Annotated in this window: 17 protein-coding genes; 7 read left to right on the top strand and 10 right to left on the bottom strand. The window is 42.7% G+C overall.

Annotated features, from left to right (window positions below; genetic code table 11):
• Positions 1–26: 26 nt before the first annotated feature.
• The 3 genes from zwf to fbp all read right to left on the bottom strand — a co-directional run bounded on the left by zwf (position 27) and on the right by fbp (position 4,210).
• The gene (gene zwf / locus NPUN_RS20310) at positions 27–1,556 is read right to left on the bottom strand and encodes a glucose-6-phosphate dehydrogenase (RefSeq protein ID WP_012410371.1); all 1,530 of its coding nucleotides are present in this window, start codon (positions 1,554–1,556) and stop codon (positions 27–29) included.
• Between the two features lie 166 nt (positions 1,557–1,722).
• On the bottom strand, positions 1,723–2,868 hold the full coding sequence (gene tal / locus NPUN_RS20305) for a transaldolase (RefSeq protein WP_012410370.1): 1,146 nt from the start codon (positions 2,866–2,868) through the stop codon (positions 1,723–1,725).
• Positions 2,869–3,160: 292 nt separating this feature from the next.
• The gene (fbp, locus tag NPUN_RS20300) at positions 3,161–4,210 is read right to left on the bottom strand and encodes a class 1 fructose-bisphosphatase (protein WP_012410369.1); all 1,050 of its coding nucleotides are present in this window, start codon (positions 4,208–4,210) and stop codon (positions 3,161–3,163) included.
• A 514-nt stretch (positions 4,211–4,724) separates the two neighbouring features.
• Between fbp and NPUN_RS20295 the strand changes: the two genes are divergently transcribed.
• Positions 4,725–5,303: a Uma2 family endonuclease gene (locus NPUN_RS20295; RefSeq protein ID WP_012410368.1), complete on the top strand. Its 579-nt coding sequence runs from the start codon at positions 4,725–4,727 to the stop codon at positions 5,301–5,303.
• 112 nt (positions 5,304–5,415) lie between these two features.
• On the opposite strand, the gene NPUN_RS37835 is transcribed toward NPUN_RS20295, so the two are convergent.
• Both NPUN_RS37835 and NPUN_RS20285 read right to left on the bottom strand, forming a co-directional pair.
• Positions 5,416–9,399 (bottom strand): DUF4912 domain-containing protein, encoded by a 3,984-nt coding sequence (locus NPUN_RS37835; protein ID WP_012410367.1) that lies wholly within the window; start codon positions 9,397–9,399, stop codon positions 5,416–5,418.
• A 379-nt stretch (positions 9,400–9,778) separates the two neighbouring features.
• Complete coding sequence (locus tag NPUN_RS20285; RefSeq protein ID WP_012410366.1) at positions 9,779–10,909, bottom strand: precorrin-8X methylmutase; 1,131 nt, start codon at positions 10,907–10,909, stop codon at positions 9,779–9,781.
• A 140-nt stretch (positions 10,910–11,049) separates the two neighbouring features.
• On the opposite strand from NPUN_RS20285, the gene NPUN_RS20280 reads away from it, so the two are divergent.
• From NPUN_RS20280 to NPUN_RS20270, 4 genes are all read left to right on the top strand, one after another.
• Positions 11,050–11,553 (top strand): SMI1/KNR4 family protein, encoded by a 504-nt coding sequence (locus NPUN_RS20280; protein ID WP_012410365.1) that lies wholly within the window; start codon positions 11,050–11,052, stop codon positions 11,551–11,553.
• Between the two features lie 50 nt (positions 11,554–11,603).
• Positions 11,604–12,002: a deaminase gene (locus NPUN_RS39305; RefSeq protein WP_083782421.1), complete on the top strand. Its 399-nt coding sequence runs from the start codon at positions 11,604–11,606 to the stop codon at positions 12,000–12,002.
• An 8-nt stretch (positions 12,003–12,010) separates the two neighbouring features.
• Positions 12,011–12,424 (top strand): Imm1 family immunity protein, encoded by a 414-nt coding sequence (locus NPUN_RS20275; RefSeq protein ID WP_012410364.1) that lies wholly within the window; start codon positions 12,011–12,013, stop codon positions 12,422–12,424.
• Positions 12,425–12,596: 172 nt separating this feature from the next.
• Positions 12,597–14,567, top strand: coding sequence for a heavy metal translocating P-type ATPase (locus NPUN_RS20270; RefSeq protein WP_012410363.1), 1,971 nt, complete (start codon positions 12,597–12,599; stop codon positions 14,565–14,567).
• On the opposite strand, the gene NPUN_RS20265 is transcribed toward NPUN_RS20270, so the two are convergent.
• From NPUN_RS20265 to NPUN_RS20250, 4 genes are all read right to left on the bottom strand, one after another.
• Positions 14,550–15,014 (bottom strand): RpiB/LacA/LacB family sugar-phosphate isomerase, encoded by a 465-nt coding sequence (locus NPUN_RS20265; RefSeq protein ID WP_012410362.1) that lies wholly within the window; start codon positions 15,012–15,014, stop codon positions 14,550–14,552. The two genes, NPUN_RS20270 and NPUN_RS20265, sit on opposite strands and share 18 nt — an antisense overlap.
• Before the next feature lie 167 nt (positions 15,015–15,181).
• Positions 15,182–18,373, bottom strand: coding sequence for an efflux RND transporter permease subunit (locus NPUN_RS20260; RefSeq protein WP_012410361.1), 3,192 nt, complete (start codon positions 18,371–18,373; stop codon positions 15,182–15,184).
• 153 nt (positions 18,374–18,526) lie between these two features.
• Entirely contained in the window at positions 18,527–20,152 is a 1,626-nt protein-coding gene (locus NPUN_RS20255) for an efflux RND transporter periplasmic adaptor subunit (RefSeq protein WP_012410360.1), read from the bottom strand.
• 1,041 nt (positions 20,153–21,193) lie between these two features.
• Positions 21,194–22,483 carry a glycosyltransferase family 4 protein gene (locus NPUN_RS20250; RefSeq protein WP_012410359.1) on the bottom strand — a complete coding sequence of 430 codons (1,290 nt, stop codon included), beginning with the start codon at positions 22,481–22,483 and terminating at the stop codon, positions 21,194–21,196.
• Positions 22,484–23,043: 560 nt separating this feature from the next.
• Between NPUN_RS20250 and NPUN_RS42050 the strand changes: the two genes are divergently transcribed.
• Positions 23,044–23,271, top strand: a complete 228-nt coding sequence (locus NPUN_RS42050) for a hypothetical protein (protein WP_167315652.1) — start codon at positions 23,044–23,046, stop codon at positions 23,269–23,271.
• Between the two features lie 54 nt (positions 23,272–23,325).
• On the opposite strand, the gene NPUN_RS20245 is transcribed toward NPUN_RS42050, so the two are convergent.
• A complete protein-coding gene (locus NPUN_RS20245; RefSeq protein WP_012410357.1) occupies positions 23,326–23,916 on the bottom strand; it encodes a PEP-CTERM sorting domain-containing protein in 591 nt (196 codons plus the stop codon).
• 301 nt (positions 23,917–24,217) lie between these two features.
• Here NPUN_RS20245 and glyS point away from each other — a divergent pair, with 301 nt between their 5' ends.
• A complete protein-coding gene (gene glyS, locus NPUN_RS20240; protein WP_012410356.1) occupies positions 24,218–26,371 on the top strand; it encodes a glycine--tRNA ligase subunit beta in 2,154 nt (717 codons plus the stop codon).
• The last annotated feature ends 73 nt before the right edge of the window (positions 26,372–26,444 follow it).

Raw genomic sequence — 26,444 nt, 5'->3', positions numbered from 1 at the left:
AACGACTTATGACTAATGACTAATATTTAGAGTCTGCGCCAGCGACGGCCATCCTGGTTAATTAAGAGTTCTGCTTGTTCTGGCTCCCAAGTCCCGGCTTCGTACTGGGGAATAGTAGTAGGATCGGCGGGTGCATCCCAAACGGAAAGGGCTGGTGTCACTACTTGCCAAGCTGCTTCTACTTCATCTGCACGTGTGAACAATGTTTGATCGCCCATCATACAATCAAGGAATAAGCGATCGTAGGCATCGGATGTTGCTTGGATGCCAAAGGAACCATAACTAAAGTCCATATCAACGGAACGGGTGCGGAATTCTGCCCCCGGCATTTTGACATCAAAACGCAGGGAAATACCTTCATTTGGCTGAATCCGCATCGTCAAAATATTGGCGTTTGTCTGTTGAGCGGCAGATTGGAACATCCGAGATGGAACTTCGCGGAAGTGAATTGCAATTTCACTCACTTTTTTCGGCATCCGCTTTCCAGTCCGCAAGTAGAAAGGAACACCTTTCCAGCGCCAGTTATCCACCAAAAACTTCATCGCTACATAAGTGGGTGTGGTGGAGTTGGGGTCAACGCCTGGTTCTGTGCGATATCCTGGCACTGCTTGACCTTTCATCCAGCCAGCACTGTATTGCCCACGGACTGCTGACCGCGACAGATTGTGAACATCAGCTAAACGAGTAGCTTGGAGTACCTTCACTTTTTCTGTGCGGATGCTGTCGGCATCCATTGCGTTGGGTGCTTCCATCGCCGTTAAGCAGTAAAGTTGCATGAGGTGATTTTGCAACATATCCCGCAGTGCGCCGGCGCTTTCATAGTAGCCAGCCCGGTCTTCTACGCCCACGGTTTCTGCTACGGTAATTTGCACGTGGTCAACGAATTGACGATTCCACAAGGGTTCAAAAATCGCATTGGCAAAGCGGAACACCAGCAAATTCTGGACTGTTTCTTTACCCAAGTAGTGGTCAATACGATATACTTGATGCTCTTTGCAATATTTCTGTACCACTTGGTTAAGGCTTTGGGCAGAAGCCAAGTCCCGACCAAAGGGTTTTTCAATTACTAGACGATGTTTGTAGGGATCTTCTAGCATCCCGCCGCTTCCTAGCTGCTTAATTGCTTCGGGAAAGAATGAAGGGGCAACCGATAGGTAGAACATGCGATTGCCTCGCGTGCCCCGTTTTTCGTCTAATTCACTCAGTAAGGTTTTTAGTTTCTGGTAGCTTTCAGGGTTGTCTATATCTCCAGGACTGTAGAAGAGACCTTGAGAGAAGTCTTGCCAGAGTTCCCCTAAATCGACATCAGGATGTGCCTCTTCCATGCCCTTCTGCATTTGTTCGCGGAAGTATTCATGGCTCCATTCTCGACGTGCTACGCCAACAATAGTAGTTTCTGGTGGAATGCGCCGTTCTCGCCGCAATTTGTAAAGTGCTGGCACTAGTTTGCGCCAGGTGAGATCACCAGAAGCGCCAAAGATAACTATAATCTGGGGTTCAGGCATCCCTTGTTGTTGCAGACCAACGCGCAAGGGATTTTCTAGCAGACTAACCATAGGAATTTTGGATTTTGGATTTTGGATTTTGGATTAGGTATGGGGAATGGGGAATTGAGAATTGGAAATTGGGAATTGGGAATTGGGAATTGGGTTGTTTTCTTTATCCCCCTGCTCCCTGCTCCCCTGCCCCCCTTCCTTTTCTCCACTCCCCAATACCCAGTCCCTACACTGGTGACAATACCTTGATCTTGTCTTCTAAAGAGTTCATCAAGGACTGGAAGGGCTGGATGAACTTGTCAATACCTTCAACTAACAGTTCATCCATTACGGTATCGAGATCGATGTTGATGTCGGGATCTTTGAGGTTTTCGATCAGCGTGTAAGCATTATTCACGTCTGTTTCTAAGCGATCGCTCACGTTACAATGATCGGCACAAGCTTTAATGGTCGCTGGTGGGACGGTGTTAACGGTATCAGGGCCTACCAACTCTTCGATATACATCACGTCGTTGTAGTTGGGGTCTTTGGTGCTGGTACTAGCCCAAAGTAGCCGTTGAACTGTGGCCCCTTTTGCTACCAACTCTTGCCAACGCTCACTTCTAATGATTTTCTTGTATTCTTGGTAAGCTAGCTTGGCGTTTGCGATCGCTACTTTTCCTTTCACAGCTTTTAGCTTTGCTTCCACGGCAATATCATCAACGCCTTTTTTCAACTTAGCATCTATTTTGGCATCAATGTTGCTATCGATCCGGCTGAGGAAGAAGCTAGCGACTGAAGCAATTCTACTGATGTCTTTACCTTCAGCCAGCCGTTTTTCTAAGCCCCGAACATAAGCCCAAGCTGTGTTTACGTAGCTTTCCACAGAAAATAGCAACGTAATATTAACATTCATTCCCTCGGCTATTACTTGCTCTACTGCTGGCAAACCAGGTTCTGTACCGGGAATTTTAATCATCAGATTTTCCCGACCAATTTCTTGGAAATAGCGCCGAGCTTCGCTTATTGTTGCTTCCGTATCATGGGCGATGGTTGGCGGTACTTCGATACTCACATAACCATCTAGTCTATTCGAGGCTTCATAAACAGGGCGTAAAATATCACAAGCGTTACGGATATCTGCAAAAACTAGGGATTCGTAAATTTTGTATATCGGTAAGCCAGCGCGAACTCCGGCTTCTATATCAGCATCATAAATGGCATTGCCCGCGATCGCTTTTTCAAAGATAGCTGGGTTAGAAGTAATCCCAGATATACCTTGATTTTCAACCATGTCTTTGAGTTCACCTGATTGAATAATGTCACGGGTCAAATTATCCATCCAGATACTTTGACCGTATTGCTTAATTTCTAGTAGATGATTGGTAGACATAGCTAGTTTATTTCACTCCTGTATAGTGATGTTTCTAAGTGAAGTTAGCAAAACGCATTGATACTTACTTTTGAATTGTGGCGTTGCCAATCACTTATCGCATCGGCCAGCTGAGATAATCCTTAATTGATCTTCTGATCTTCAAAAAGCGCTATTTTGCATCCCCAATCCTAAATCACCATGATTAACGTTTAATTAATGGCAGATGAGAGTACAGCACGGCGGAAATAAACACCCTTATAAAATCTCTGAAACCCTTACGTAACAGTAATTACGAATTACGAATTGTCTTCTAGTGTCCGTTTTGAATAAAAGACTCTACCTTTGCGACATCTTCTTTACTGCCAATAATTAAAGGTGTGCGCTGATGTAGTTTTTTTGGCACTACATCCAAGATGTTTACCAATCCTGTCGTAGCACGGCCGCCTGCTTGCTCAATCAAAAAGGCGAGAGGAGCAGTTTCATAAAGCAAGCGCAATTTCCCTTCTGGGTTTTGAATTGTACCTGGGTAGAGGAACACACCGCCTTGAACCAAAATTCTATGGATGTCGCTCACCATTGCACCGCTATAACGAGCGCTGTAGCCTTCTGTGCGATGAACGTAGCGGATATATTCTCGAATCGATTCTTCCCACTGCCAGAAGTTACCCTCATTCACGCTGTAAACGGAACCGTGGTTAGGAATCCGAATATTCTCTTCTGTGAGAATAAATTCTCCTAAGCTGGGATCGAGGACAAAGGAATGAACGCCTTTACCTATAGTATAAACCAGCATTGTGCATGGCCCATACAGGATGTATCCGGCAGCAAGTTGCTTCCGTCCGTTGGCGAGGAGATCGGTTGCCTTACCATCGCTATCAGTTCCTTCTTGTTGGCGAATGGCGAAAATAGAACCCAAGCTGAGATTATTATCTGTGTTGGATGAGCCATCAATTGGGTCATACAACAGGGTATAGCGACCAATGGGGCAATTTTCGGGGATATAGTAGGGATTTTCCATTTCCTCAGAGGCGAGGCGACAGACTAAGCCGCTTTGCTTAAACACTGAGATAAACACATCATTGGCGTAGACATCCATCTTTTTGACGGATTCTCCTTGGACATTAACTTCCCCGGTAAAACCGAGAACGCCTTCCATTAAACCAGCGCGACTCATACGGCGTGCAACTAGTTTACCTGCTAAGGCGATGCGATTCATCAGCGCACTCAAATCTTGTGCATCTGGCGAAAAACTCTGAAGTTGCTGGAGAACGTGACGCGATAAGGTTGTACAATCACGATCTAAAGCTCTATCTGTAATTTCATTGATAGACGATTCTAAGGATTCTGGCGTTTTAGCCATTTTTATGTTCTCCGCAGCCACTAGCTGTTAATTGGGTTTTAGTCGTGTATGGCAACTTATGGTTGCTGCTTCTATCTTAGAAAGGTAATTTGAGAACTTAGATGCGACTTTAGATAAACTAAAGAAATGAGTTTTCAGTGACTCCTGTACTCAAAGCTTGTATACGTAGTAATTAGTCTAAAATAAGACTAAAATTTCTCAGTAGCTTTGTTGAGGATTTGGGCTAGCGATGCCTAAGCTTATCATTCTAAAAAGTTCCGATTTTAATTGGAGTCGCAACTAAAGAGAGATTTTGATGCGCTGTTCAATTCTTTTTACCCACTAAACCAGAATCAAAGTGGATAAAGTTCCAACTCCTCAATCAAATTCGATACTTTATTCATTACTTTGCCCCTAGTGACACTTTCTGTAAGACTACTTCTTATTAGAGGAAATTCTAAAGTAGAGGTTTAGTTTTAGCTATTAGCAGCGCATGGGTGTAACGCAACTAAGATTTCGTGGAGCGGAATTAATTATGACTGCTTTAACTTTACAATTACCTCCTAATCTCAAATTTACGGATGAGGAATTTGAACAGATTGTTGCTGTAAATAAAGAGTTGCGTTTAGAATTAACTGCTGAAGGAGAATTGGTAATCATGTCACCCACTGGAGGAGAAACAGGAAACCGTAATTTTGATTTGTTAGGTCAACTATGGTTTTGGAACAGTCAAAATAATTTAGGAAAGGCTTTTGATTCTTCTACTGGTTTTAAACTTTCCAATGGTGCAACTCGTTCTCCTGATGCTTCTTGGATAAAGATGGAACGCTGGGATGCTCTCACACCACAACAAAGAAAAAAATATCTCCCTTTGTGCCCAGACTTTGCAATCGAATTGGTTTCTGAAACTGATGATGTCGAGGAGACTCAAGCCAAGATGCAGGAATACTTAGCAAATGGTTTACAACTTGGTTGGTTAATTAATCCGAAAGATAAACAAGTAATCATTTATCGCCCAAATCTTGCAACAGAAGCTTTACAATGTCCTACAAGTTTATCTGGCGAAGATGTTCTTCTTGGTTTTATTTTAAATTTACAGCCAATTTTTGCGTAAATGAATCGTTATTTTGATTGTTAATGCAAGTCCTAGAAATAAAATCCCCTCTCACTACATTTACTTCAAAGGGAAGAGCTGTAGGTTGAAAGGGGATAACTAAGAATAATTACTAGTTCTCTGAAGTTTCCTGAGAGAACTTTTTATGGATGGTTTTGGTGGATTCTCCATCAGCAGCTACTGTTATGAGATAGTCCATTAAACCATCTGAAAAGGGAAGACGCAGGTGGAAAGTACCATCGGGTTTGATTTTGATAGGATGTCCAGCAATGTTTACGCTTGTATTTGGTTGGGTTGCTCCGTGAATAATTAACTCAGCATCTGCTACAAACCAAAAATCTTCGTGGGAACGGCTGAAAACGCGAACATTAGGTGAACGGGCGATGAGTAACCAACGATCGCCTTCTGCTATGTAACCAATTTCAACCATATAGTCGCGATCGCTTACGGGAATCGCCACAAAGCGATCGCGGGCTACTTCTTCGCATTCATACTGCTGTACAAGCTGGGGACTTTGATAACTCAAGTCAATCCCAGTTACATCGTAAAGGCGCACTACCAATTGAGAACCGCCCTGTTGTAGCAGCGCTTTGTTCTGAGTCTGGGAAATGTGCCAAGAGACATAAGCCCATTTGGGAGTGCGGGGTGTGAGCAGTATGTTGCTTTCTTCTTCACTGCTCTTTTCTTCTACGTCTACCAAGTTAATAGCTGTTTCGCTTGGTAAGGCTCCATTTTCAACGGTGGAATCTGTAGGAACAGGACTGAAAACACGAGCGATCGCAGAACGGGCAATAAATAACCAGCAATCGCCATCAGCGACATAGCCAATTTCAGCTATGTAATCGCGATCGCTGATGGGAATTTCTACAAAGCGATCGTTTGCAGTCTCTTCACATTCATATTGTTGGACAAACTGAGGATGTTGATAACTCAAGTCAATCCCAGTTGCATCATATAACCGCACTACCAATTTAGAGCCGCCCTGTTGTTGCAGTTCTGCTTTCTTGGCTTCGGATATCTCCCAAGAAACATCAGCCCATTGGGAAGTGCGAGGTGTAAGGACAAGACTACTCTCTTCTTCAACATCTACCAAGTGAATATCTGGTTCATCCGCAATCGCCACATCATCAACGACGGGATCTGGATGTACAGAACTGGAGAAATGAACAACTGCTGAACGGGCGATGAATAACCAGCGTTCGCCATCAGCGAGATAACCAATTTCAGCTATATAATCGCGATCGCTGGCGGGAACATCCGCTAGTCCGTCGTTTACTGTCTCTTCAGATTCATACTGCTTGACAAGCTGAGGACTTTGATAGCTCAAGTCAATCCCAGTCACATCATACAGCCGCACTATAAATTGAAATTGAGAGCCGCCCTGTTGACGCAGTGCTGCTTTCTTGGTTTCGGAAACTTCCCAAGAGACATGAGCCGATGTCGAAGTATGTGGTGTAAGGACAATACTGCTTTCTTCATCTGCATCTACCAAACCAATACTTGTTTCGGCTGTGTTCGCCACACGATCAACTATGGGATCTGGATTCACAGGACTGAAGACACGAAGAATTGCGGAACGGGCTATGAATAACCAGTACTCGCCATAAGCGATATAACCAATTTCAGCTATGTAGTCGCGATCGTTGGCGGGAATCTCTACCAAGCGATCGTGTGCTGTCTCTGTACATTCATACTGCTGGACAAGCTGGGGAGTTTGATAACTCAAGTCTATGCCAGTCACATCATACAGTCGCACTACCAATTGAGAGCCGCCTTGTTGCCACAGTTCTGCTTTCTTGGTTTCAGAAATTTCCCAAGAGACATGAGCTGATGTCGAAGTATGCGGTGTGAGCAAAATACTGCTCTCATCTTCTGCATCTGCCAAATGGATATCTGTTTCGGCTGCAATTGGCACATTGTCAATCGCAGTATCAGTTTCTCCTTGAGTATCCGATCCCAGATTAATCGCCCAGGCTCCAATCCCTGCACCTGCTGCTAAAGCCGCAACGCCTGCAAAATCTATGGAGTCATTCTCAGCAGCACCTTCCCCAACAGTTGGCTCTGTTTGAGATTCTTCGTTTACCACCTCAATAGGAGGTTCGGCTGCATCCGCTACCACATTGAATACATCTACATCTGGTAATTCTGGCAAATTGAGTAGTGAAGATGTTGGTGACGGTGAAGGTTCTACTTCGTCAGAGTCTGGTAAGGGCAATTCATCTGCTGAAGCTGCATCTGCTGTATCTTCAGTTGAGGTAATACTCTGTAGCCAGTTTAATTCTGCTTGAAGTTCCTCATCTATCTCATCTTCAGAAATTTCTGTGTCCCAATATCCCAAATCAGATGTTACTTCTGGCACATCTGGTAATTTTGGCAGTGGGGCTGTTAACTCAGATGAAGGCAGTTCTACATCAGAAGATATTTCTTCGGAAAGATTTCCCAAGTGAGGATATGGGGTGTTTACTACAGCGGCTGGGGCTTCTATATCCCATGCAACCTCATCAGAATCGGGTGTATTTGTCTCAGTATAATTATTTAACTCGACCGTCTCATCAATTGCGTTTGTTTCTGTTTCTTTGTTGTTAAAGGCAGACCAGGTAGCCGCTCCGATGCCCGTTGCTAAAGCCGCACCACCAGTTAAAGCTGCGGCTCCCGATCCATTAGTTAGAGTGGAGGTTGTACCTTCATAGAGGTTAGAAGTTCCATTACTTGCCTCTTGTACTAAATTGGATGTCCCGTGAGTACCATTTTCAGCCAGGTCAGATTGTGTTTGAGCATAGATATTGAAAGGAGTGCGATCGCGGGTTTCTTGCTCTTGGAATTGTGAAACTGGCTGTTCTTCAAGCATCGCTCCGTTAATGGAGGCAGCTGTGCTGGCATTAAGTACTGCTGTTTCTCCATCTTCTGGATCGGGTGGATGAGGATTGGATTCTGGTAAGTTGTCTGTTTTCTCATCAGATGATGGGTTTTTTCCGAGAGTCCACCAGGCCAACGCTGCAATTACACTAACAAGAAACAAAGGTAGCAGTACCCAAAACGGTACTTCTTTGTTGACAATTGGACTTTTTTGTGTATTGGCAGGAGCGACAAAAGGCTGTTCGCCAAATGCAGAAGCAGTAGCACTAGGGGAAGCTGTAGCAGCAGGTGTTGTCTGGGGACTAGGGGAAGGCGTGACAATAGGTTGTGATACGTTGGTTGCGATCGCAGTTGCTTCAGCCGTTCTTGCTTGTTCTATAGCCTGCTGTCCTGCGGGTGCCAGGGTAAAGCCAAGAAAATCTACTACGCTTAAGCTGGGATTTTTTTTGTAAACGTAAACTAAAGGTTGCGAGAAGGGATATTTTGCATCATCTGGCAAGGCTTGATGTAATTGCAGAACTCGCACATTTTGCAGCTTCGACACCTGATTAGCTAACACATAGCTGATGCCATCTTTGCCCAGTTGCTTGATGATTTCTGCGGTATTATCCTCAGTTAGTTGGGTAGCACTAGACCCTGTAGCAAATTCAGCAGTCTTGAAGGCTGGATAAGTGCGAAAAGTATTGCGAGTCTCACTTGTGTTCGGGTGGTCAATTAACCGAATTTTCCCTGATGGCGCTCCTAGTTGTGACCAATTTGTAATTTGTCCCCGGAAAATCCGGGCAAATTGCCTACTAGTCAAGCTTCCTTTGAAAGGATTATCTGCGCTGACCACGATCGCAATCTTCTCACGGCGCAAGCGGACTTGCTCTAGTCCTTGAGCTTTTTCTGCTGGTGTCAACCCACGCCCCATTGCTACGATGTCGATTTTGCCATCTAGCAAATCTTTCAGTGCTGTATCAGTGCCATTAGCGGCGACTTCAACCTTAGTACCCGAAAACTGTTTTTCAAAATTCTCTTTCAGGCTTTGGTTGATTGTACCCAAACTATTTGAACCATCAATCCGAATTGTCGTTCCATTCTGCACTGTTTGCGGCAGTGTAAAAGAAGGAGACGTAGGTTTAGATTGCGCCAGTATCGGTTCTGATACCAGCAAACCTGCTGCCATAGGAGTTGTAGCTAAAGCAACCCATAGTATCAGCCTGATTATCGAAGTATCTTTTTTTTCTTGTTGCCACATAAGCCCCTTAATTAAAGTAAAAAATAGAAAGCCTACCAGTCTTAACCCACAATCTTGTTAAAGATTATGGAGGAGACGCGCTAATTATACATCTGAGTTCTCTTTAGTTCTAAGTTCCTTCAGCGCACTTATATTGATTTATACTTGAACTGAGATTGTATAGCATGATAATTTATACTCTAACTACTAGAGTCTGTTTACTATAAAATGTTCTAATTTATATTGCAACTTATACCAAGTTGGTAGCTTATGGCCACAATTATGAATTATTGAATTACTAAAACTGGTAAAGTGTAGCAAATTCAATATTATTTAACAATATTATTTTCAGTAATCCTGAGTACTGAGTATCTTCTTGTGTTAATTGAGTACTTATTGTTCAGCACTCAGAGGAATCTACTATATTTTTGAGATAACAATGACAATCTGGCTTATCAATCAGGGACTCCACCAAAGCATTTAGGGCAGTAGCAGCTAAAGCGCCACCTCCCAAAGTTCCTGCAACTGTAATAAAAGGTATCCCTTGTTGCATCAGTTGTCGCTTGGCTGCGGGAGCATGACTAAAGCCAATGGGCATTCCAATTACTAACGCTGGCTGAATTTTTTGATTGCTAATCGCTTCACAAACTTCTACAAGGACTGAGGGAGCATAACCAACTACCAGCACGCAACCGTGATTTACTTGCAGCAATTTTGATCGCCATTCTCGATGTTGCCAAAAAGCTGCTTCTGCTTCTGTGGCGGTGGTAATGTGGGGATTATCAATTAAGGTTTCAGTGCGGCATCCCAAGTGAAGTAATCGGGTTTGATCTAAAGCAGCCGCAACGGTTTGGGTATCAACAACGATTTGACAGCTTGAAGATAAGGCTTCTCGGCTAGCTGCGATCGCATCTCGGCTCAATTTCACAAAGGATATTAAACTGACATCGCCACAAGCCAAAACCAACTGAGAAATTAAGTGTTGTTCAATTTCCGAACGGTGAGATAAATCTGGTAGTAAGCGTTGTAGCGATTCGGAAAAAGCTTCTGAGTGGCTATGAATTTCGGCATCCAAGCCACTCCAGAGATTTTCCAATCCCCCCAATCCGGCTTGGGTTTCGACATCAAGTAACTTGAGTTGTGCCAAAACTTCCGCCTGGATAATTTGACAATGGCGATCGCGCCCCAATAATCCTTCTAATGCTGATGCAGTTTGCCGCAGTTGAGAGATTTGTTGCATCACCGCGCGATATTGCTGCTGAAGTTGTCCCATGAGGTTAACAGTTGTGTCAGCTTCTGGTTCCACGTCCAAAATATTGCGGATATGGTTTAGCTGAAACCCCTGCTGCTTCAGTGCTACAATCCGTTGCAGCCTGAGAACATCTGTTTTGGTATAGAGACGGTAATTGCTGTGCGATCGCACTGGTTGCGGTAAAAGTCCCAATTGATGATAATGGCGCACCATCCGCGGAGTTAAACCGCCGCCTACTGCATCGGTAAGTTCTTTAATAGTTAAACAAGCAGCATTCATAATTTACTCCAACAACGGCAGAATTATTTGTAATTCTCGACAAATTCCACCAATACTATCAACTTATCTGAAATATTTTGAGTTCAAAGCTTAGTGTTAATGTATATTTTCAGTACGACCAATTTTTAAACAACAATTCTATGCTTGAATTTCAGGGAATTTCATTCATTGTCGCTCAGGAGCCACTATACCCTGTTTCTACACAAGAACTTTTACTAGTTGAGGAAAAATTACAAGTTTTATTTCCAGAAGACTATCGTACATTTATTACAACTTTTGGGTCTGGCACATTTCTAGATTTACCTCTGCGGGTGTTTTCTCCACACGACATTTTAGAGAATTTGCTAAGTGAAGTCCGTGAAAGACTAGCTATGTACTGGTTTTGGCAAGATAACTCTGAGTCTTTAACACAAACACTTGCTGTTGAATGTATTCCCTGTTTTGATAGCTACAGTGGAGATGATATTTTGTTTCATTCCTCTAATCGAAATCGCCTATTTATCTTGCCTCATGGAAACGAAGAAATTTATACTTTTGAGTCTTTTAAAGACCTTTGCCACTGGTACATTAATCGTTATGTTTCCTTACAACCTCCTTTTCATTTCTCGCCTCACCAAAGTTTGATTGATGTGGAGGAAATCTAGGCTAGGAGTCACATTGTAATAGATGAAAACTTAGTGATTGGGTAAGTCGTATTAAACAATGGAGATATAAGCTTATTTTTGAAGAATTAGCAGAGTATAGGCAACAGCTTGGCCTGACTCCAGCAGGTAGTGAAGACGACCGTTCTACAATCGCAAAGTTAGAAATAAGTGGTAGTGTATTTTTTGGTATCAGTGCAGGCAGTAATCCCAATCGCAGAAAGATTACACTTAAAGTAAATCCAATTAGTCGCACACACGCTGAAGCTGATGCCTTTCAACAAGCCTTTGATGCAGGATTAAGAGGAGGGAAAGCGCGTTTAACAGTTGACCGGGATCTTTGTAGGGCGTGTGGTCAAAACGGAGGTGTGAAAGGAATGGCTAGACAGCTTGGTATAGAAGAAATAGAAGTTATTAGCCCTAGCGATCGTCAGACAATTACACTGATCTGAGGTTAATTATGTTCATCACAAAATTTTCAGTTGAAGATTGGATGGGTAATCAAAATAAGGGTTGTGTCGAGCAAGCGCACAGTTGGCAAGAAATAGAATCAGCTATTAGAGAGTTAGACGGGCATCACAAAACACTTGTAACTTTAGAAACAGATAGTGAAACTCACATGGCTGTGGGTGGTGGTTTAGGAAAATATATAGTGTATTTGACATTTGATAATGAGAGTTTTCATTATCTTGTTGACCCCTCTAAATCAGATATGAATGAATTCGTGATAGTTGGGGGTCAAGAAGGTGTTTATCCTGCTAAATCCTGTGTTGACTTGGATGCAACTCTTAAAGCTGCTAAAGCTTTCGCAGAGCTTGGGACAATGGAAGAATCAGTGAATTGGGAAAAAGATGAAATTTTGGAGCGAGTTTGACAAATAGCAAACATGGCGTAATATCCTTGTTGCATTGCGTACTTTACGCTTTTTTTGGACACCCCTACGCTACGGCAAGGCAAGCGCCTATGGGTTTCAAAATCATTCTAAACCTTGACATTAACATTAATGTTAAGGTTTAGCGTGAGAGAGTCCTGTTAATTCACTTTTCATGCTCTACCCCCAACGTTTGGGCCAATTCACCAGAGAACACGCAGATACCGTAGCAGCCCTTTTGTGTGGCTTACTGTTATTTCTCGGATGGTTCGCCTTACATCTTGGCGCTTTGGGATTCGCGTTCCTGCTACTACCTGCTGCTTATGTAATTGGTGGTTACGAAAGTGCGCGGGAAGGATTGACTACCCTCTTCAAAGAAAAAGAACTCGATGTAGATTTGCTGATGATTGTGGCGGCCATTGGTGCTGCGAGTCTCGGCTTATGGCGACGAGAATATCATCTAATTATTGATGGGGCAATTTTGATTCTGATTTTTGCTATCAGTGGCGCATTAGAAGGCTATGCAATGGCGCGAACTGAGCGGAGTATCCGCAGTTTGATGAGCCTGACACCAGATACAGCAAGAGTTTTGCTTCAGGGAAGAGAAGAAGAAATTCCGATTAGTCAGTTAAAAGTGGGTGATGAGATTGTCGTTAAACCTGGAGAGCTAATTCCTACCGATGGGATAATTTTATCTGGTTACAGCACCCTCAATCAAGCTGCAATTACAGGCGAGTCTTTACCTGTAGAGAAAACAGTGGGTGCAGAAGTATTTGCCGGCACACTTAACGGCTATGGTGCATTGCAGATTAAGGTACACAAACCAGCCCAAAGCAGTTTGATTCAGCGTGTGATTCGCTTGGTAGAACAGGCGCAGACAGAAGCACCTCCTTCGCAAGAGTTTATCGATCGCTTTGAAAAAGGATATGCCAAAGTCATTGTAGTAGCCGGAACATTACTGGCAACTTTACCGCCATTTCTTTGGGGTTGGGATTGGGAAACAACAATTTATCGGGCACTGACTTTCTTAGTGGTGGCTTCTCCCTGTGCGCTGATGGCTGCAATTATGCCCACCCTGCTTTCGGGAATCGCCAACGGTGCAAGACAGGGGATTTTGTTTAAAAATGGCGCACAGTTGGAGAAAATTGGCAAAGTCCGAGCGATCGCATTTGATAAAACTGGTACTCTGACAACAGGGCAGTTGCAGGTATTCCAGGTAATTTCAGTTAGTGAATACACCCAATCAAATGTATTAAAAGCCGCCGCTAGTGTGGAGTCATATTCAGAACATCCCATCGGTAAGGCAATTGTGCAGGCAGCTGGTGAAACAGTTCGAGTCTTGGCGGTTCCCGTCGAGTCGAAACTGTTGAACCCGAAGGGTGATTTGGACTTGGTTGGTGCAATACAAGTCCAAGCAATACCTGGACAGGGAATTGTCGGAATCGCTCAAGAACAACAAATAATTGTGGGCAATGCTGTTTTTGTGCAGCAGTATGTGACAAATTTACCTGAAGAGTTGCGAGAAATAGCTCAATCTTTGGAGCAAGAAGGTAAAACTGTGGTTTGGGTAGCGCAAGGAAATATAGCAGAGGTGATGGGTGTAATTGCGATCGCAGATGAAGTAAGATCGCAAGCAACAGCAACCATTACGCGCTTAAAGCAACTGGGAATTGAGCAAATTGTCATGTTAACTGGAGATAATGAAGAAACTGCTCAAAGTGTCGCCAAAGCTGTAGGAATCGATCGGGTATATGCTCAACTTCTACCAGAAGATAAGCTAGATGTTATCCGCCATCTACAGCAAAAGTATCAAACAGTGGCAATGGTGGGCGATGGAATTAATGATGCACCAGCTTTAGCGCAAGCATCTGTGGGTATAGCGATGGGAATATCTGGTAGCGATGTGGCACTAGAAGCCGCAGATATAGTACTGATGGCAGACAAGTTAGAAAAAATTGCTGTAGCGATGCATTTGGGCAGGCGATCGCAATCCATAGTCAAACAGAATATATTCGTAGCGTTGAGTTTTATTGTGTTGCTTTTGGTGGGCAACTTTCTAGGAAGTATTAACTTACCTATTGGCGTGATTGGGCATGAAGGTTCTACAGTATTAGTTACCCTCAGTGGTCTAAGATTGCTGAAATAAAGCACTTTTCTCTAACTGTCTAATCCGCTCCATTTGCAAGATGTTCCACTCATCTTCAGAAAAGGGTGTGCTAAACCAGGCATCTAATATTTCTTTTGCGATCGCTTCTGTAGTGGCACGTAAACTTAATACTAGGACATTCGCATGATTCCAAATACGTGCCCCACGTGCAGTTTCAGCATCATGGCATAATGCTGCACGTATCCCTAAGACTTTGTTGGCGGCAATAGATGCACCAGTACCAGTCCAACAAAAGACAATCCCCTCATCTGCTTTTTGGGTTGCTACTGCCAAAGCAACTTTACTACAACTGAGGGGCCAATCAACTTCTAAATCATTCTCAGCTAAGGAACCGAAGACTATAACTTCATGCCCACGCTGCTTAAGTTCTTCCAGTATCCTATCAGTAAGGTTGGTGCGTTCATCACTGCCAATAGCGATTTTCATGCATTCCCCCTTAAAACTAGTTTTCCCCATCTCCTCATACTACGATGTTTATAGGAGACAGGGAAGAGGAGCATAGATAATAGGGAAAAATTAATTACGAATTACGTAAAGCCTGCGGCATAGCTTTGCTTAGAGCGTAGCGGGGCAAAGCCCATTACGAATTAATCCTAATTCTCTCCTTTTGTTGAATATACAGCACTTTTACCATCTAATGAAACTGCATCTGTTTGCAGTTCTTGATGCCGATTTGGTTGGATAAAGCGCTCTGTTGTCGTCTTAATGACGATATACAAAATCGGTACTACAAACAAACTCAAGAAAGTCGCAATTAACATCCCACCAAAAACTGCTGTTCCCAAAGATTGACGACTTCCCGCACCGGCACCTGTGGCAACAGCTAACGGGAAAATCCCTAATAATGTAGAAAAAGCAGTCATCAAAATTGGGCGTAACCGCTCTTGCGAAGCCTCAATTACTGCTTTAGTAATCGAAAGCCCTTGCTCTCGTAATTGATTAGCAAATTCCACAATCAAAATTGCGTTCTTACTAGCTAAACCGATCAACATTACTAGACCAATTTGACAGTAAACATCATTTGCAAAACCCCGCATTGATTGAGCTATCAGCGCTCCAAAGATAGCTAAAGGAACTGATAACAGAATGATAAAGGGGTCAACGTAGTTTTCGTATTGAGCGGCTAGTACCAAAAATACAAAAATTATTCCTAATCCAAAGATTATGGGTGCTAAACCACCAGAATCTATTTCTTCTAATGCAGTCCCTGACCATTCATAACCATAGCCGGCTGGTAAAACTTCTTTAGCAACTTTTTCCATTGCTTTAATTGCGTCTCCCGAACTAGAGCCAGGAGCGGCGGAACCATTAATTTCAATCGAGCGGAACAGATTATAGTGATTTATCGTTTGCGCTCCCACAGTCTGAGTAACTTTAACTAAGTTACTCAAAGGAACCATTTGATTCTTTTGAGAACGAACGTATAGTTTGCCAATATCTTTTGGATTGGAACGAAACTGTTGATCTGCCTGGATATACACCCGATAATTACGCTGCTGGAGATTAAAATCATTTACATATTGCGATCCCAAAGCAGTTTGTAAAGTACTGAAGACATCATCTATAGAAACTTGCAATGATTTGGCTTTATTGCGGTCTACTTCTACAAGCAATTGTGGTGTATCTGCGGCAAAGGTGCTAAATACAGCTTGTAATCCTGGTGTTTGATTAGCCTGACCCAGCAACTTACCCATCGACTGGACTAGATTTTCTAAACCACTGTTACCTCTGCGGTCTTGCAGTTGAAAGACGAAGCCCCCAAAGTTACCTAAACCCTGGATTGGTGGAGGATTCACAGGGAAAACTCTAGCTTCTGGGATTGCCATCAACTTCCCTTGCAAGCTGCCAATAATCGCCTGTACTGATTGACCGGGTTTTGAGCGCTCGTCCCAAGATTTTAAAGTGGTAAATATGATGCCACTGTTAGCTGTGTTACCACTAAAACCAAATCCTCCGATCGCAAAAGTCCCCAGTACTTCTGGAATTTGCAGAATTTCTTTTTCTACCTGTGCAATCACATCGCTAGTATATTGCAGCGAAACCCCTTGTGGCCCTTGGATAATGGTGATGAAGTAGCCTTCGTCTTCATCGGGTAGAAAAGCTGTTGGTACTGTGGTGTACAACCAAGCAGTCATTCCCAAAGAGACGATAAATAACCCAATCACAATACCTTTGATGTGTGTTAAGAAGGTAAGCGATCGCTTATAACCATTCTGTACCCAGTCAAGAAACCGATTAATCTTTCCAAAAATCCAACCCAGCCAGCCTGAAGGTTTTTGTCCTTGACGCAGCAGCAGCGCACATAAGGAAGGTGTCAAGGTCAAAGCCAAAAAAGTTGAAATCGCAATGGAGAAAGCGATCGTTAGCGCAAATTGCCGATAAAGTGCGCCTGTGGTTCCCGGAAAAAACGCCACTGGCACAAACACCGCCATCAATACTAATGAAGTGGCAATAACCGCGCCAAATAGTTCCCTCATTGATTCACTAGCGGCTCGACGAGGATTAATTCCTTTATCCTGAATAAAGCGGCTGATTTGCTCCACCACAACGATCGCATCATCGACCACCATCCCCGATGCTAAAGTCAGACCAAATAAAGTCAAACTATTGATGGAAAAGTTAAAAACTTTGACGAAGGCAAATGTCCCAATTAAGGAAAGCGGAATGGTAAGTGCTGGAATTAAAGTAGTTCGCCAGTCTTGTAAGAACACAAAAATTACAATTACAACTAGCACTACCGCTTCAATCAGAGTCTTGATAACTTCTGACATCGACTCTTCTACAAAGGATGTCGTGTCAAAAGCTACCTGATATTTCAGCCCTGGGGGAAAACTCGGAGCTAATCGCACTAGTTCGTCTTTGACTCCCTTTGCCACATCCAAGGCATTACTACCAGGAACTTGATAAATCCCTAAACCGACAGCATCATTACCACGAAATCGCAGAAATGAACTATAGTTTTCTGCACCCAGTTCCGCTCTCCCGACATCTTTGAGCTTGACTAATGTGCCATCATCTCCAGTTTTGAGGACAATTTCTTCAAATTCTGCTGGTTCTGCTAATCGGCTAGCAGCACGCACATCAAGTTGATACCTTTGTCCTTCAGGAGCCGGTTCTTGTCCAATTCTCCCTGCACCAACTTGCAAGTTTTGTTCGGATAAAGCATTCGCTACATCCTTGGTCGTTAGCCCCCGATTAGCAAGGCGACTAGGATCTAACCACAGACGCATTGCATAGCGACGTTCACCAAAAATTTGAGCGTTGCTCACGCCTTTGACTCTTTTTAAGGCATCTGCTAAGTAAAGGTCGGCATAGTTGCTTAAGAATATATTGTCGTACTCTCTATTTTCAGCGTATAAACCAATCGCCAAGAGAATGTTGCTAGATTCTTTTGATACCCGCACTCCTGTGCGCTGCACAGAATCTGGTAGTTGTGGTTGGGCAACAGAAACACGATTTTGCACATCCACAGCCGCAATATCTTTATCCCGCGATGAATCAAAGGTGGCTGTAATAGTACTAGTACCATCATTACTGCTGCTGGAAGTGAGATATCTTAGTCCCTCAACCCCGTTGATTTGCCTTTCTAAGATATTTGTCACTCCGCTTTCTACAACTTCTGCACTAGCTCCGCTATAGTTGGAAGTTACAGTGATTTGGGTGGGACTAATTTCTGGGAATCTAGCGATCGGTAGTGTGGGAATACTGATTAATCCGATTAAAAGTATGACGATCGCGCAGACCGACGCAAAGATTGGTCGCTTAATAAAGAAGTCAACAAACATAGTTTAAAAAATTGGGCTTTGGGTATTTGGCATTAGGTATTGGGGCATTGGGCATGGGGAATTGGGCATGGGGAATGGGGCATTGGGCATAGTTATTCTTCTTCTTCCCTTATCTTTCCCTGCCCCCCTGCTCCCCTGCCCCCTTGCCCTTCCCTATGGCTTCTGACTACCCACTTCTTGCGGTGCGGGAGTGATGGGAGCGCCATTAGTTAGGTTGAGAATACCGGAAACAACAATTTTGTCTCCAGCTTTTAGTCCTTCGATAACTTGATAATTATTCCCCTCAATAACTCCCAATTTCACAGGTTTTTGTTGAGCAACTAAAGATGGCGCTCCAGCTTTCTTTTCTGCTGGCGCTTCAGCTTTTTTTTCTGTTGGTTCAGCTTTCTTTTCTGTTGGCGCTTCAGCTACAAATACAAAGGTCTCCCCACCCAGGCGAGATACTGCTGTAACTGGAATTAATATTCCTGGACGTTCGTTCCAGATCACTTTGGTTTGCACTGATTGGCGATTTACCAGTTGACTTCTAGAATTACCAAAATTAGCTTTAACCAAAATTGTCTGCGAATCTGAACTAGCATCTGGAGAGATGAAACTTATCTTACCCGTTGCTGTAGGTTGACCTTGGATGTTCAGCATTTGCACTAGTAATCCCAAGCGCAGCTTTTTGGCTTCTTCTAGGGGAACGGAAATATTTAGTTCTAAAGAATCGTTTCTAGTAAGTGTAGTGAGTTGATCTGCTTTTTCTACATAATCTCCCACTTTTGTGGGAATATCGCCAACAGTACCAGTAAAAGGTGCCAGAACTTTTGTGTATTGCAGTTGAACTTGGGCTGCTTGGACTTGGGCTGCTGCTTGAGTTACTTGCGATCGCGCTTGGGCAATTTCTTCTGGGCGGGAACCATTTTCTAGTTGCCTTAAGTTTTGTTTCTGTTGTTCCAAGGCTCCAGCCAGCTCATTGACACTAGAAGTTCTGCTTTGGCGGAGTTGAGCTAGGCGTTTCTGGGCTACAACCAGTGCAGCTTCAGCACTTTGCTGTTCTTTGACATATCCTTCTAAGGTATCTTGAGAAACTGCGCCCTCTTTTCTCAATTGTGCGTATCGCTTGGCTCGTGACTGTGCTAGTTCTACATCTGATTTAGCTGACTGAATTTGAGCCTCAGCTTGAGCAATTTCTTGTGGTTGCGACCCCGATTGAGCATCTCGCAAGCGAGCTTGGGCTTGGGTTAACTGCGCTCTAGCTTGGGCAACTTCTTCTTGTCGCGTACCTGCTTTGAGTTCAGCAAGACGTGCTTGAGCTTGTGCTAGTGCAGCTTTTGCTTGTAATAATTGCGCTTGGACACTATCACTTTCTAGGCTAATAATAACTTGCCCTTGTTGAACACGGTTGCCCTCTTTGATATAAATTTGGGTAACTCGTCCCTCAACCTGTGGCTTGATAATTACCGAACGTGGAGCCTCTAAGGAGCCAATAAACTCCGAACTCTCTTGCACAGTTTCAGGTTGAACAGTCGCTAGCTTGACTGGAATTGCCATCGGTTGACCAGCAGCTGGCCCACCTGCTGGTGGATTGCTAGCACTACTAGTTTGCCACCAGCGCCAACCAAAACCAATGCCTCCAATTAAGAGGATAATTCCCAAAATTAGAGGCCAACGACGCTTTTGAGGTGGTTTAGGCGATCGCTCTGGCAGTGGTTGTGGCTGTTGACTAGAATCAATAACAGCAGGCTGTTCTATTTCAACTGGAAGGGGAGAATCAGGGAACTCAGAATGGGACATCTTCGGTTTCTCGTCTTGTGGATTTAGACTTGGGCAATCTACTCTTGACTAAAAAAGCATTATTTCAATAGTTTTCTAGCCCTTTGTTTTTGATGTTGATAACAAATATGTATTTGGGTATTTGGGCGATCGCTCACGATGTCTAGTACCTAAAACAAATAAATATGCTTCATTACATTATGGTTATTTTGTACATTACTTAACTCCCATCATTTTTTTAAAGTGTAATTTATAAAACTTTTTTAGCCAGTATAAAACAATTACTTTCCGTCCTAGAGAAAACACGGTTTATGTTGTAAGGGAATCAACTAAATCTTCTGTCTCCTGCAATGGCAAACTGCGTGATACCGCGTACAAATAAATTCAAACAAGTTTCCATGTAGCATTCACACTTATAATCTAGTGTGGTAGGGATATCGCTAAAAACGCAGAATACCGTGAAACAAGATACCCGTGAAACTACCTACAGATGCTTTTAAATCTATATCTGAAGATACTGCACCCTTATCTTGACTTTTTTGCAAGTACATAATCAGCTAGCTATTCGCGATTCGTAGGTTTTGTATAAAATCAGACGGGCGGTTTGGGAAAGTTTTCCATAAATGTTTGCAAGCGCTTGCTTGCATTATAACCACATAGCAAACTAAATTTGTATAAGTTTAAAGATGAGTTTATCCCTCTTGAGTTGTATTGAATACTGATCTTAGGGAGGAAAAATGTGTGGAGCGATGTCTTCTCTAAGAGAGGCTTGTCTGCGATACGCTGCGCGTAGCTTGCTTCTGAGTAGGAGTATGCCAACGGCGTACTTCTCCTACGCTGATTAATTCAGCTCTATTCATCAAGGTTGCGAGTTTCATTGAGTTATCCTCACCAAGAACAAAGTGCAATCAATACAGTGTTCTCTAGAGTCCTATTTTTGAGCAGTCTTATCTTCCTACACTTAGGTCATCCAATCGGATGATTCTTAACTCACCCATTCGGGTGATTTAATTGATCCTAATCAGGGTTCTGTATATGTGAGCGAGTCATGCTCAATGCCCTTCAAGCATCCACAACTGATTCCTTAGAATCCAATTTCGGCAAGATACCCACATTTGATTTTCGGTTAGCAAGAATATGATAAAAGAGCCACTCATAACGATCGAGTGCTTGCTCCAAGGAATAGTTTTCTTCGGCAAACTGTCTTCCTGCGTTACCTAGCCTCGTACAGAAAGTAGGATTAGCGTATAAATCATGCACCGCAGCGGCCATTGCATCGGGCGATTCTGGCTCAACAATTATCCCACCACCACTGAGTTTGATCGCTCTAGCAGCAGTTCCAGTTGCAGGAACTGAACCCACAATCGGGCGACCACTTGCCAAGAGTAGTGGTATTTTTGAAGGCATATTGAACGAAATAATATTGCGTTTTTGCACAATCAGCCCGACATCAGCTGCTGCTAGCATTTCGGGTAATTTTTCTCTCGGCTGCAATGGTAGCAGCAAAACATTATCTGCTCCATGTAATAGACAATATTCTTGCAATCTTTGCAATGCTCTTGATTCGCCGACAATGACAAAGACAATTTCTTTGATATGACGTAAGCAAACTGCTGCTTCTATTACTGTTTCTAAACCTTGGGTTAGAGCAATGTTGCCCGAATAAAGGACTATAAATTTCCCATCCAGTTGATGACTAGATATCCAAGAGTTGTTCTGTTTCGGTAAAGGGTGGATGAAATTTACATTCACCCAATTAGGAATACAAACGATTTTATTAACAGGTACTCCCTTATTCACTAAATTCTCACGAAACCCATCGGCGATAACACTAATAGTATGTGCAGTCCGATAGGCAAATTTCTCTAAAGCTGCAAGAGTTCGGATCATCCACTTGTTTTTCAGTAGCCCGATACGCACAGCAGCTTCTGGTAAAATATCTTGCACATTTAGAACTATTGGGCAGTTGTATAGCCAACCAAATATTGTTGCTGGTAGGATACCTAGTAAAGGCGGTACTGTTAAAATCATCACATCTGGACGTTCACCTCTAAAGGCTTGAGGTAAGCTTGTGAAAATAAAGCTTAACTCCAGCAACAGACGATCTAAAAGGTTAGGTTTAGATTTAATTCTGATGTAGCTTCGCTGAATGGTGACACCATTTTTTTGTTCAGTAACGTACCATTGACCCCGATAACCATCGTAAATTTCGCGCTCAGGATAGTTGGGCATTCCAGTAATCACCCGCACTTCATGACCTCGATTTACTAGTCCTTCTGCCAATTCGGTCATTAAGGGAGCAATTCCAATCGGCTCTGGATGATAGTTGTAGGAATATATCAGAATGTGCATGAGCTATTTATAAATTTGGTAAATACAGCCGGAGATAAGCCGATTTATTGCTAACTTCAGTAGAGGCTGCAACTTTTATTATTTAATTTAGTTTGTGATCAGATTATGATTTTTTAAAATCACAATTGCGATAAGCACTGCTGAGAAATTTTCTAGGTGGATTTTAACAGTTATTAGCGAACAATTATCAGGTTTTCGGGTTGGATAAAGTTTCTCAAACGTATATTTAAAAGTTACCCGTGTTAACTAATAAACTTTGACTGCTCACTTATTTAAATTCCTTCCCATATATGTGATAGTTGTTCACTTATTTAAAAGAGAATTGAGTTGTTAAATTTACACTGAGGGGATTGTAGCATAAGACTTAATATCATGCATATAACCTGCATTCCGCCTTGTAAACTGGCACATGAAGTATTTTTAACCAAGTAATCAGTATTGCATTAATGGGTGAGCATCCAGTTTTTTTAGTGGCTCAAAGGCACTAACTTTTTAACATTAGTGTGTTTACTAGCTGCGTATTTAAAGCTGTAACTGGAAAAAACTCCAATGTATCGCAATTGACATCAACAGCTTTATTCGGGTTGTTAGCAACACTAGTGATACCTGTAGCGGGCTACACTGATGCAATACTAAAAAGTTGCACTGATTGCTATAGTCAGGACGATTTTAGCGAAAATATTTCTGATTATAATCGCTCGAATACTTGTTTTCATAAGTATTCGAGCGATCGCCAACCGATAAGGCTGGATGATAAACTCACCAGTTCACTGAGCTATTGGAGCTAAAATAGAGATTCATTAAACTAAACTTGGCAACCTCTAACTAGAAAGCCTTACTTTCTAGCAAGAGGCTTGCTTTTTCTTCAAAGTTGAGCTGATACCCAAGGTCCCAAATGCCAGTAAACCCAGCAGAGAAGCAGGTTCAGGAACTTTGGATACCTGAATAAAACCAGAATTTTCATCTAGTGTTATTGAGGCTCCCTGTTGATTGACATCCTGACGTAATGCCAAAGATTCGCCAACCGTTCCCTGAAAGAAGTATTCTCCAATGACACCTGTCCCTCCTCCTATATTCAAGGGACCAAACAATTTCTGGGTGGCAGTATCAAAGTTGAAACTGAAGAAATCAGATTGTGATACCCCAGAAGTAACGGTGTTATAAGTTCCCAGAGAATTATTAGATGGGTCTAAGAAAGAGACATTCAAGGATTGTAAAAAGTTGGTGGCTCCACTACCACTTTCTGAAATAATTGTTGGGGCTGTAGTCTCGTCGTAGCTGAATGAACCGACTGCGGAATAACCAGCATTTCCTAGCCAGTTAAAGTTGAAATCAATAGCTTGAGCAGGGTTGTTAGAACCAGCAGCGATCGCAACACTAAGTACAGCACTGGTTGCTGTGGTAGCAGCGATTTTGGCAAAAATGTTTCTCACTGTTATATCTCCAAGATTTATTTGCATGATGCAAATATCAGTGCATCAAACAACACTAACTTTACGATAGAAATACATATAAGTAAATACTACATGGGAGGTTGAGGTAAATATAACAACTAGATGAAGAGAAACACTTATTTTTTAAAGTTTTCGAAAAGATATCAAGTCTATTTAACAAACCTAAGCTCAAATTTATCTATTTTAATGTATATAGCAAGGTTTATTACCTAAAAATCACAAGCGATCGCTTGAGAATAACTGATAAAGTTGAGCTACGCAAAGTTGAAAACAGTGACCTATGCCTGCGTTTCTATTAGAAGTTGGTACAGAAGAATTACCTGCAAGCTTTCTCAGTGATGCCTTAATACAATGGCGAGAACGCATTCCCCAAAGTTTGGAAGCAAACAGCCTTCAGGGTGAAAGCGTCCAAGTGTACGGTACTCCCCGGCGTTTAGCGGTATTGATTAAAGGTCTACCATCCCAGCAAGCAGATCGAGAAGAAGAAATCAAAGGGCCTCCCGCCCAAGCTGCCTTTAAAGATGGTCAGCCAACAGCAGCAGCATTAGGCTTTGCCAAAAAGCAAGGTGTGGAACTAGATGCACTCTTCCTTCGCCCCACTGACAAAGGGGAATTTGTTTTTGTGCAAAAAAGAATTCCTGGCCGTCCTGTGGCGGAAATTTTGACAGAACTTGTTCAAGAGTGGATTTGGGGTTTAGAAGGTAAGCGGTTAATGCGTTGGGGAGATGGGGATGGGAGGTTTTCTCGACCAATTCGCTGGCTGGTAGCTTTGTTAGATGAGACGGTGCTACCGTTGGAATTGGTGAATGGTTCTAAAACGATTCAGAGCGATCGCATTTCTCAAGGTCATCGTGTCTTACATCCTGAACCTGTGACAATCGCTCAAGCTACTGATTATGTTACCGCCCTCAAGTCTGCTTATGTCACCGTTGACCCCGAAGAACGGGAAAATCTCATCAAAGAGCAAGTAAAGGCAGTAGCAGAGAGTTTAAGCGGGTATACAGTCATTTACCCCGATTTGTTAGCAGAAGTAACCAACCTTGTAGAATATCCTTCTACAGTTGTTGGTAAATTTGAACCAGAATTTTTGGAATTACCAACTGAAGTAATTACTGAAGTTATGGTAACTCATCAACGTTATTTCCCTGTATTCAAACCAGGTAGTTCTGAGCAAGAATTATTGCCCAATTTCATCACCATTTCTAACGGCGATCCCAAAAAATCAGATATTGTTGCCGTCGGAAATGAAAGGGTAATTCGTGCCAGATTAGCTGATGGCAGATTTTTCTACGAAGCTGATTTAACTAAACCAATAGATAGCTTTTTACCCCAGTTAGAAAAAGTCACCTTCCAAGAAGAATTGGGTTCGGTGCGTACCAAGATAGATAGAGTAGTCAAGATTGCCGAGCAAATTAGCACCCAATTAAAATTAGCTGAAAATCAAAGCCAAAAAATCCAACGTGCTGCTTTATTGTGTAAAGCAGATTTGGTAACTCAAATGGTGTATGAATTCCCTGAATTGCAAGGCATTATGGGAGAAAAATATGCCTTAGCGAGTGGTGAAGATGCCGAAGTAGCAAAAGCAATTTATCAACATTATTTGCCAACGGGAGCTGGTGACAATTTACCCGAAACACTCACAGGCCAAATTGTCGGTTTGGCAGATAGATTAGATACCTTGGTAAGTATCTTTGGTTTAGGTTTAATTCCCTCTGGTTCCTCCGATCCCTTCGCTTTGCGTCGGGCTGCTAATGCTGTAGTTAAAATTACTTGGTTTTATAATTTGCCGATAAATTTAGATGATTTGTTGGCGCAAATAGCAACAGATTTTGCCGCGAAATATCAAAAAGATCGGGCATCATTAACCACAGCATTGCAAGAGTTTTTCTTACAACGCATCCGCACTTTACTGCAAGAAGAAAAGCAGATTGATTACGATTTAGTAAATGCAGTTTTGGGAGAAAATGACCCAGAATACACAGAACGGACGTTAAAGGATTTATTGGATGTCCGCGATCGCGCCTTGTACTTACAACAAATCCGTAGCGACAGTATTCTAGATAACATCTATGAAACCGTTAACCGTTCCACACGATTAGCTGCCCAAGGTGATTTGGATACAAAACAGCTAGAACCGACATCTGTAGTTCGTCCAGAATTATTCCAAAAGCCCTCTGAAGAAGCTTTGTATAATGCTTTAATCGAATCAGTACCACAAACTCAAACAGCACAGCAGACACGAAATTATCAACTGTTAGTAGCAGCATTAGCAAAAATTGCTCCAACAGTTAGTAACTTCTTTGATGGGCCAGATAGCGTTTTAGTTATGGACTCCGATCCAGAAATTAAGCGTAATCGATTACACTTACTGGGATTGGTTCGGAATCATGCTCGTGTTTTAGCTGACTTTGGTGCGATCGTCAAAAATCTGTAGCGTAAGTCAACAAAAAGTTGTGTAATTTTTGCCAATAGACGCTACTATAGGGAGTGCTTAACCAGGGACACTC

The organism is Nostoc punctiforme PCC 73102, assembly GCF_000020025.1.
GTDB lineage: Bacteria > Cyanobacteriota > Cyanobacteriia > Cyanobacteriales > Nostocaceae > Nostoc > Nostoc punctiforme.
This window is presented reverse-complemented; position numbering and strand designations above follow the sequence as displayed.